At 41.0% G+C, this 9079-nt stretch carries 12 protein-coding genes and 1 riboswitch; all 12 genes read right to left on the bottom strand.

Annotation, left to right across the window (positions count from 1 at the left end; all coding sequences use genetic code 11):
• A partial coding sequence (locus DCC82_RS08795; protein ID WP_133066523.1) for a Uma2 family endonuclease occupies positions 1-211 on the bottom strand: 211 nt, incomplete at its 3' end.
• 65 nt (positions 212-276) lie between these two features.
• The gene (locus DCC82_RS08790) at positions 277-549 is read right to left on the bottom strand and encodes a DUF3986 family protein (protein ID WP_062755442.1); all 273 of its coding nucleotides are present in this window, start codon (positions 547-549) and stop codon (positions 277-279) included.
• A 23-nt stretch (positions 550-572) separates the two neighbouring features.
• On the bottom strand, positions 573-920 hold the full coding sequence (locus DCC82_RS08785; RefSeq protein ID WP_187252166.1) for a hypothetical protein: 348 nt from the start codon (positions 918-920) through the stop codon (positions 573-575).
• 54 nt (positions 921-974) lie between these two features.
• Positions 975-1340, bottom strand: a complete 366-nt coding sequence (locus DCC82_RS08780; protein WP_062755444.1) for a hypothetical protein — start codon at positions 1338-1340, stop codon at positions 975-977.
• Positions 1341-1358: 18 nt separating this feature from the next.
• Positions 1359-1613, bottom strand: a complete 255-nt coding sequence (locus tag DCC82_RS08775) for a hypothetical protein (protein WP_015863631.1) — start codon at positions 1611-1613, stop codon at positions 1359-1361.
• Positions 1614-1667: 54 nt separating this feature from the next.
• A complete protein-coding gene (locus DCC82_RS08770) occupies positions 1668-2240 on the bottom strand; it encodes a hypothetical protein (protein WP_015863630.1) in 573 nt (190 codons plus the stop codon).
• Entirely contained in the window at positions 2227-2964 is a 738-nt protein-coding gene (locus DCC82_RS08765) for a hypothetical protein (RefSeq protein WP_097354394.1), read from the bottom strand. The genes DCC82_RS08770 and DCC82_RS08765 overlap by 14 nt, the downstream gene beginning before the upstream one ends.
• Before the next feature lie 216 nt (positions 2965-3180).
• Entirely contained in the window at positions 3181-3807 is a 627-nt protein-coding gene (locus DCC82_RS08760; RefSeq protein WP_233252954.1) for a hypothetical protein, read from the bottom strand.
• Between the two features lie 50 nt (positions 3808-3857).
• Positions 3858-4646 (bottom strand): NERD domain-containing protein, encoded by a 789-nt coding sequence (locus DCC82_RS08755; protein WP_097354393.1) that lies wholly within the window; start codon positions 4644-4646, stop codon positions 3858-3860.
• Positions 4647-4682: 36 nt separating this feature from the next.
• On the bottom strand, positions 4683-5201 hold the full coding sequence (locus DCC82_RS08750; RefSeq protein WP_097354392.1) for a hypothetical protein: 519 nt from the start codon (positions 5199-5201) through the stop codon (positions 4683-4685).
• A 308-nt stretch (positions 5202-5509) separates the two neighbouring features.
• Entirely contained in the window at positions 5510-5950 is a 441-nt protein-coding gene (locus tag DCC82_RS08745; RefSeq protein WP_014194656.1) for an acyl-CoA thioesterase, read from the bottom strand.
• Positions 5941-8217, bottom strand: coding sequence for a 5-methyltetrahydropteroyltriglutamate--homocysteine S-methyltransferase (metE, locus tag DCC82_RS08740; protein WP_014194657.1), 2277 nt, complete (start codon positions 8215-8217; stop codon positions 5941-5943). The genes DCC82_RS08745 and metE overlap by 10 nt, the downstream gene beginning before the upstream one ends.
• Before the next feature lie 139 nt (positions 8218-8356).
• Positions 8357-8546, bottom strand: a riboswitch (cobalamin riboswitch).
• Positions 8547-9079: the final 533 nt, after the last annotated feature.

The raw sequence follows: 9079 nt of genomic DNA, 5'->3' as shown, positions 1-9079 counted from the left end.
ATCCTTGTTGTTGAAAATAATCCCGCAACGCCGCATAAAGCTCACCGATGATATATTGATGGGTAAACGAAGAAGAAGCCATACTATATGGCACGCCGTCAATCAATTCCCATTGTCCGTCCCATTTCAGATAATCTTCATACGTGTAGTTGTGATTTGGAAACTCTGGAGTTTTCACCGCGCCTTCACTCCATTTGCTTTTTGTTTCCATTATATCATGCCGCCAAATTATTCTTTGGCCGTGGATTGAAGCCGTGTTAGCGAATTTGTTCCTTGTTATATTATGTTATTTGTTTTTAACCATTCTTCCAATAGCTTGCTTCCGACTTCATAAGATAAATCATCTGCATCAATAGTAAAAATCTTGTAACCATATTTTTCATGGTAATCATATTGATCTAATATTTTTTGAACTAATGTAGTATCTTGTTCATTATCTAAAAAAACCACCCACTTATTTTCATTCTGAATTTTATATGCGACTGCTTCTAAGTCAACATTGTTCTCATAATATCCTAAATGAAGATGCTGATTGGGATCAAATTTCACGCTTATCCACTCCCTGCAATTGATTACCATCTTAATGCACCAACCAAATTTTTCGGTTCTGCATCTCTAAACTCCTTGATCATGTCCAAATAATCGTTAATATTTTCAACCGTTGCATCCCTTCCTTCGAATTCCAGAATAAAAGCCGCTATATAGCGCCAAACATTAGGGCCTGTCCATGATGATAACGATATATTGTACAAATCTTCCCAAACATGCTGAAAATCCATTTGAAGATGGAACTTTGAACGAATCTCTAAACTTTGTTCAAGCATTTTCGTACGGTGTCTCCATATTTCTGCCCCACCTTCTTCAACTCCAAGAAACCAAATCGGGGCATTGACATTTCCATAGCCAATCCAATTATACAAACATGAACGAACCAGCCTCTCAAAAGAAGTTGAAGTTTCCAGCCTTATTTCTTGCTACTTCATTTTGTTACTATCATGGTTCAAATTTGCGCCAGTTTGTATCATTTCAGCACTTTTCCCTGACATAGACATCATGGCAATCTCAATAACTTCCCTTAACTGTTCTTCAGAGAAATGGGCAATTCTTATCCATCCTCGTGGATCAACGTTATATCCTTTTTTCTTTATGATTTCACTATCCATATACTTGCCATTTACATATCCATTTCCACTAGGGGATAACTCCCTAGCTAATACTTTCCCTCTTTGCCGGCTTTCTGGATAAACATAATTTACTCGATCGTAACTTATAGGCTTTTCTTGTAGCTGCTTATATGACCGAAAAATCGCTTTCTTATGCTCAAAGCTCAGCATGTTCATTCCTCTCCCCCTATATCTTTAATACGATGCTCTTTGCGATTCACGGTAAAAAACAGGGCTCGCCACATCTTCGCCGAAAGCAATGTGAAATGGTAATGATGCTCTACCGGCTTGTTTTAAAACTCCCAAATAACCAAATCCTTTCGTACCAGGCAGTTCTCTGCAATAAAAATCTTTACCGTTTTCTCTTTCCCCGTTTCTCCATTTCTCTAGCTCCTGCGCTTGGAATCTTGCCACCCGAACAGGAATTTTTCTATTTTGACCCCCATGCACAGCCTCTCCCTGAGTCCATAAATTGCTTTTGTTTCCCCAATTCGAGTTTATCCGTCACAAACACTTCAACTCACGAAATACCATATCCCTAATGTTCGTTGATGTAATGGATAATAAGTCAATTTCCTTCCAAATAACCTCTTGAATTTTACCGAATTTTTCCGAAGTTTTTTCGTCATTCGGAACGGTTCTAAACACTCCATTTTCAAGCTCATGGTCAGTAAAATTATCGCCATCATATAAAGGCCAGTAGAAAAACCAATGCTCAGAAACGCTCGGTGGTTTATCCCAATGTTCAAGGGTTGAATACACGTATTTACACAACGTCATCCTTGGTTCTTCTTCAAATGAAATTTCAACCGCATATATTGGGTCATTTTTCAACCCATTCCCTGACCGGCAAGGAGTGGCAAAATCTCTCTGATATAGCTTGATAAAAGATTGAATGAACCAGCCTTGATACTCTCGGTCAGATTTCCAACGCAAAAATTGCGGGATCACCGGAACAAATCCACATTCGACCGATTGACGGTCCATTTCCGCCAACAGTTTATCGACACTCTCGTACGTTTTTCGCACAACCTCGAAAGCGTTTTTTATGTTTTCCTGTACGCTAACAGAATTCATAATACCCCTCCTTTTCAATACGGTTGGCACTTAAATGAAAAAACTGTTCATCTGTATAAAAATGAAAGTAGGAGCAGTGGTCAACTAAAGGACAAGCAAGGCTTTGAAAGTTTTGAAAGCGATCAAATCCCTTTTTTCTCAATAAAGCAATCAAATCTTTCAGCATTAACCTTTCAAACTCATTCAATGTTTCATTTTTTTGCACGTACACCAATTGATGGAACACTTCTTGCCAAGATAAATATCCGAAATGAACACCGCTTGGCAGTTTTCTGTCTTCCATCACCTTTTTAGCAATCATATTCACTTCTGGTTCCGTTCCTAATAAGAGCAAAAACTTTGGCGTCTGTCCTTTACCCTTTAGTAAATCACTCGCTTCTCGCTCCAATTGATCGTCTGATGATAAAGGACTATGGTATTTCACTTCGATTCCTATGATCAAATGATCAAATTCAAGTAAAACATCGATTTCACTTCTTTCTCCCTTGACCCAAAACTTAACCTTATCCCCTATAAACTCGTCTTTTTGCATCTCCAAACCATTTATGAACACCGTTTGAGCGGTTTGAGAAAAAAATACAGCCTTGCTTAAAATCGGCTTAATCCCTTTGTGAAAAGGGAGATAACGCGACGTACCAAATACGTTCGCTGTCAGCTGATCTTCAAGCCGCTCGCTTAAATTCGAACCGTCCGATGATATTTTTCCATGTATTTCAGCTAACAAACTTTCTCCCCCCTGTCTGTGCCCATACATTCGACAAGTGACAGGATCCGCGTGCAACGAAGCTTCTCCTGTCGCACTCTAATTTTTTAATTGCTTCTCATAACACTTCTTCATCACAACAGATAAATCCGGGTTAATCAAGTCTTGCCCGAGACGTTTTCGTTCCTGACACAGCTTTTCTTCGATAGGTGACAACAGACACTAAAACTATTTCTCTCAACTATATACGTCCCCAACATGAACGGCTACATATCGGAACTCGCCATGTTTATCTTGGTTGATAGTAGAATAATGATGCCATTTCAATTGATATCTCCCTTTAATAAAGATCGGCGCATCACGGTTTTCTTTCGTCCCTGCTGATGCACGTTCCTGCCATTTTAACTCCCCGGTGATGATCCGGTTTTCATGAATGCGAAACTCGCAGTCCACCGTATTTGGTCGCATCGGCTCGGTCCAATACAAATGGTCATTCGTTAGCAGCACAACGATCCCGTATACATTCCTTCTCCCCATTGTTATTCGTTCTAACTTTTCCACTTGCGCCAAAAAATCATAACGACCCTGATCCTGAGCACCGTGGTGCTTCAATTCAATCGTTTGCCCGTTTTGCTTTATCGTGACCCGAGCGAGCTTGTTCATTAAACAAATCGCGTATTGGCGCCCACTTTCCGGTTCTTCCACCCACAAATCGATCAGATAATCATGAAAGCGTTTGTTCTCCTCGACGCGGAATTTTTCTTGAAGCTGAAATTTTAATGACTGTTTAAACGCTTCTTTTGAAGCAAAAAATCGATACTTTTGCGATAGGCGTTCCAATTCCTCATGAATAGAAAACATCATTTTCCTCCTTCCCTTATCTATAGTTGCTACCCGATCACCATGTTGCAAGTTCAGCCAATCGACTGCGTAAACTTGCATTTCGGATAATTATTGCAACCTTTAAATGTTCCGTATTTCCCTTTCCGAACGATTAGAACACCGCCACATTTTGGACAACGGTTTTGCTGTATATGTTGTTCCGTCTGCTTTTGCTTCGTTTGAATCGTTTGCACGTGCCGCTTTTTCATTTCTTTTTCTTGTGTCTTATCTTTGGCAAGCACTGTTTCTAATTTTTGAGCTAAACGTTGCTTTGTTTCCCTATCGATCACTTTTGTTTGGTGTTGCTCGAGCACTTGTTTCAATTGTTTCGGATAAACCACATAATCATGGGCAAAATGAGCATTTGATTTAAACTTTGCCCGCGGCAAAAACACGACAACCGAGTGCATCGGAATATGCGCAAACTCCTCCCCAAGCCAGTCTCTTAACGCCTTGATATGCCCTTTGTTCTGCAAAATAGGATTAAGAAATTTTTCTTTTCGTTTATAAATGACTTGCGTCCAATATTTTGACGTTTCATCTCCGAAAATCCAGCCGCTGTAATTTTTCGTTTCGATGACAAACAGTCCTTGATCGGAAAGGATAACATGATCAATTTGCGAAGTTGAACCGTCTTGTTTTGGAATATACAGGTTATGAAAAGCTTTGTATTTTCCGGATGATGTTGCTTCTATCTTTTTAATTGCTTTACGGACTTTATATTCTCCATACGATCCAATCCATTCTGCTTCTTTCGACTTGATCCATCTTGCCAGCAAAACAAGCAAGAGCAAAAGAAGCAATGTATAGAAAAGACCCATATTCACAATTCCCCTCCCCGCCTCCAAATGTTATTGTTACAAACTGCTCAATCGACTTCTTTCAATTCTTATCGTATTGTCTTTTCCGTCTAGCATATCGGCACGCTTGCTGCCGTAGAGGCGCAGCCATGGGGAGCCTTTGACCGCTTTCACTGACAGCCGCGCTGTTCCGCGAATCTGTTCTTTTTCGATATCCACGCACTCGAGAAATTCATCCCAGTAGACGATGGCAATGACTTGGTTATAGTCGCTTAATTGCTTTTGTCCGCAAATGAAGGCAAAGATCAATTCTTTTTCCTTGTTGTTTTCGTGATGAATCTTGACAATTTCTTCAAGCTCATTGTCGCTAAATGGAAAGGACCAAGTAAAATCCTTGGAGCCTGATGGAGTGGTATTGTACTTCGTATAGATGATGTAACTCGCTTTATTCGTCGTGACTTCGTATATTTGCCGGTTGTCGTTTTCTTTTTCAAACAATGCCGGCACGAGTCCCCCGTTGACCAATGCAGAAAGCAACGCCCCGTAATAGTAATCGGCTTTGCAAATCGTTGCCATCATGATCCCCTCCTTCGTTCCTACAACAAAAATCTCAGTCAATTCGATTGTACCAATCACTGCAGAAAAATGCTGTCGAACATTGTCAAATTGTCTATAAATTGGCTCTTCACCAAAAGTTGTACTTGATTTTTTCTGAACATACCCTATTTACGCTTGTGAGGGAAAATCAACAAATCCGTGATTTTTGCACATCTTTGTGCAGGAAACCGTATTGCTTGTCAAGTACATGTTGTGGTGAAGAGCCAAAAAGAAAAACGATTTTGTCCTTGACAAAATCGTTTTTCAACAGTCTGGGGTATAAATATTTATACCTTATTGTTTTGCTGATACAGTTGTACGATTTGTTCCTCCTGTTCGCTAATGATGACTTTTGGAACAGGCGTCGGTTTTTTGTTTTGATCGATGGCGACCATCGTCAAAAAGCATGTAGTGGTCAAGTGATGTTCGCCTGTAAATAAATCTTCTGTTTCGACTTTGACGAATACCTTCATGGATGTGCGTCCAGTCGAGTAGACGAATGCTTCAAGTTTTAAAATATCGCCTACTTTCGCGGACGAAATGAAATCAACTTTGTCGATCGAAACGGTGACGACCGCTTTTCGTGCATGGCGCATGGCGGATATTGCTGCAATTTCATCAATATACGCTAAAACGGTGCCGCCAAAAATCGTGCCAAGATGGTTCGTATCAGAAGGCAAAACGAGCCGCATTTGAATCGTTTTTGATTGCTCGACGTTTACTTCCATGACGGTTTCCCTCCGCAAGCCAAAAGTCGCTCCCGGTATTCGCGCGCGGCTTCCACCATCGCTTTGAGTGCGGCAATTGCTTCCTTTTCTTTTCGCGTTTTTAATCCGCAATCGGGATTGACCCAAAATTGTTCTGGACGAAGGACGCGAAGCGCTCGCTCGATTTGTTCGCTTATTTCTTTTTTTGTCGGAATGCGTGGGCTGTGAATGTCATAAACCCCTAAGCCGATTTCTTTTTTGTACTCATATGTTTCAAATGCAGCAATAAGCTCACCATGGCTTCGCGATGATTCAATGGAAATGACGTCGGCATCAAGTTTATCGATGACATGCATCATCTGTTCAAACTGTGAATAGCACATATGGGTATGAATTTGCGTTTCCTCTTTCACTGATGAGGTAGCAAGACGAAACGCCATAACGGCATCTTCCCAATAGGATGCGTGTTTTTCCTTTTTCAATGGCAATCCTTCCCGCAATGCTGGTTCATCGACTTGAATGATGCGTATGCCTTTCGCTTCCAAGCGCAACACTTCTTCACGAATGGCCAAGGCGAGCTGTGTCAGCACATGTTTTCGTGGAATGTCGTCGCGAACGAACGACCAGTTTAACATGGTTACAGGGCCTGTCAGCATGCCTTTGACAGGTTTATGGGTCAGCGACTGGGCATATACCGTTTCTTCTACGGTCATCGGTTGTTGGTAGGACACATGGCTAAAAATAATGGGCGGGCGAACACAACGTGATCCATACGATTGTACCCAGCCGTTTGTCGTGCATGCCATGCCTTGCAGCTTTTCACCGAAAAATTCTACCATATCTGTGCGCTCAAATTCCCCATGGACAAGCACGTCGAGCTGCAGTTGCTCTTGAATGTCGATCCATTTTGCGATTTCTTTCTTTATAAAGGACTTATATTGATGATCGTTCCATTCCCCTTTTTTCCACTTCATCCGAGCTTGACGCACGTCGCTCGTCTGCGGGAAGCTGCCGATTGTCGTTGTCGGCAACAGCGGGAGTTGCAAATGTGATTGTTGTATCTTTCGTCGTTTGCTGTAAGGTGTTCGGCTTACCGGAACGGCTGTGATCTCGTTTATTTGTTCTTGTTGTTTGCGGAACTTGGCTAAATTACTGTTTGTTTGTTCGTCGTATTGGATTAGCTTGTCGATTGTTGTGTTTCCTTTCATATATTCTGTCAGCATACGTATTTCATCTAATTTTTCATCGGCAAATGATAAAGCCCCAGCGAGCTCCGGCGGCAGTGAATGTTCGTGTTTTGTCGTGACAGGGACGTGCAGTAAGCTGCAAGACGGTTGAATGATCAGTTGTTCAGCAACGTTTGCTAGATGGTGAAGGAGCGTCGCTTTTTGGGCAAGCGAACTTTTCCATACATTGCGGCCATCTACAATCCCAGCAACTAATATTTTATCTTTCGGAAATCCATAGGTGTTTATGTTTTTCATGTTTTCGCCATTATCATGTACAAAGTCAAGCCCAATGCCTGCGACAGGTAAAGCAACGATTTCACGATAATGCGACACGCTATCAAAATATGTTTGTAAAATAAGGTTTATATTTGGTACACCGCGATGAAAAACTTCATATACATCACGAAATGCATCGACGATGTCATCGTCTATATCTTGGACGAGAATCGGTTCATCGATTTGGACGAATGACACGCCCGCTTCGCTTAGTTGTTTGAATAATTCTACATAAACAGGAACTAATCGTGCGAGATGTTTGCGCCACTCGTGTCGATCGTATTGCTTAGAAAGCAAAAGAAACGTAATCGGTCCAAGCAACACAGGTTTTGTTTCTAAATCGAATGTTTCTTTTACAAGGTTGTATTCTTTCAATAGGCGATTCTCCACTAATCTTGGCTTTGTTTGTCCAATTTCAGGCACGATGTAATGGTAATTTGTATTAAACCATTTCGTCATTTCAAGCGCATGTTGCCCATTTGTCCCGCGTGCCATCGCAAAATATTGCTCAAGTGTATCGTCTATTTGTTGAAATTGCTCTGGAATATATCCAAACATGAATGCTGTATCTAATACGTGATCGTATAAAGAAAAATCTCCAATTGGAATGAGATCGATTCCTTTCTCCATCTGTTTACGAATCGAATCAAGTCGAATCGCTTCCATCATTTTGGTGCATTGTTCTTTGGTGATCTGCCCATTCCAAAACGATTCTAACGTCTTTTTCCATTCTCTTTTCTCCCCAATGCGTGGATACCCTACATTTGAACTGCGGATGAACATGTGGAAGCACCTCCAGTTATTTGATCCCAATCAAGCAAAAAACCCTCTTCCAACGGAAGGAGGGTATAACTAGCTTGTATTGAGATACGTGAAGTGCCTCAATATCATATGTCCTCACTCCTCCCTATGACGCGTAGGTCGAAAGTGCATACAACAGGCAGGTCTCCTGACTTAGCTTCATCGCTGTTTATCTCCTTCCCATTTCAAATGAAACAGTGGATTGTGATAAACAGCTCTGCATCACAGTGGCGCGACCGTGTTGGATTTTCACCAAACTTCCCTTTTAAGGTTCACCACATGTGTGAACCACCTGTTGCGTGAACTGATTATTTGGTTGTATAAAATTTAGAATAAAAGAATTTTTTGTTTTTTTCAACCGAAATGTTTTTGTGAAGGGGTTTTAAGAGGCATAACGGCATAGTAAGCAGGGATATTTTTTGAGTTAATATTAGTATTTTATGTAAAAATATGTTTTTTGTGAAAATGCAGGACTGACGTGTGATTTTCATCCCCGGGTGGAGGGCAAAGTGCGCTGCCCATGGAATTTTTCTGCGAAAACAAAACACCGTTTCTTGTACATTCTTTCAGAAAGCCTTTTCCCTCTTTTCTGAAGAGTGTGCTAAATTTTTTGTGAATTGTTTCGGAGGCTCTTCACCAAAAGTTGTACATGATTTTTTCTGAACATACCCCATTTACGCTTGTAAGGGAAAATCAACAAATCAGTGATTTTTTCAAATCTTTGTGCAGGAAGCTGTATTGCTTGTCAAGTACATGTTGTGGTGAGGAGCCTATAAATTGGCTCTTCACCACAAGTTGTACTTGATCATTTAAGGTAGGTGTGCATAGAGGGTACAAAAAATGC

The sequence above is a fragment of the Geobacillus sp. LYN3 genome, assembly GCF_003064505.1.
Taxonomy (GTDB): Bacteria; Bacillota; Bacilli; order Bacillales; family Anoxybacillaceae; genus Parageobacillus_B; species Parageobacillus_B toebii.
This window is presented reverse-complemented; position numbering and strand designations above follow the sequence as displayed.

Excerpts from the sequence above, each read along its gene's own strand:
- DCC82_RS08780 (WP_062755444.1), bottom strand. The coding sequence starts at position 1,340 with ATGAACATGCTGAGCTTTGAGCATAAGAAAGCGATTTTTCGGTCATAT.
- DCC82_RS08770 (WP_015863630.1), bottom strand. The coding sequence starts at position 2,240 with ATGAATTCTGTTAGCGTACAGGAAAACATAAAAAACGCTTTCGAGGTT.
- metE (WP_014194657.1), bottom strand. The coding sequence starts at position 8,217 with ATGTTCATCCGCAGTTCAAATGTAGGGTATCCACGCATTGGGGAGAAA.
- DCC82_RS08750 (WP_097354392.1), bottom strand. The coding sequence starts at position 5,201 with ATGGCAACGATTTGCAAAGCCGATTACTATTACGGGGCGTTGCTTTCT.
- DCC82_RS08755 (WP_097354393.1), bottom strand. The coding sequence starts at position 4,646 with ATGGGTCTTTTCTATACATTGCTTCTTTTGCTCTTGCTTGTTTTGCTG.
- DCC82_RS08760 (WP_233252954.1), bottom strand. The coding sequence starts at position 3,807 with ATGATGTTTTCTATTCATGAGGAATTGGAACGCCTATCGCAAAAGTAT.
- DCC82_RS08745 (WP_014194656.1), bottom strand. The coding sequence starts at position 5,950 with ATGGAAGTAAACGTCGAGCAATCAAAAACGATTCAAATGCGGCTCGTT.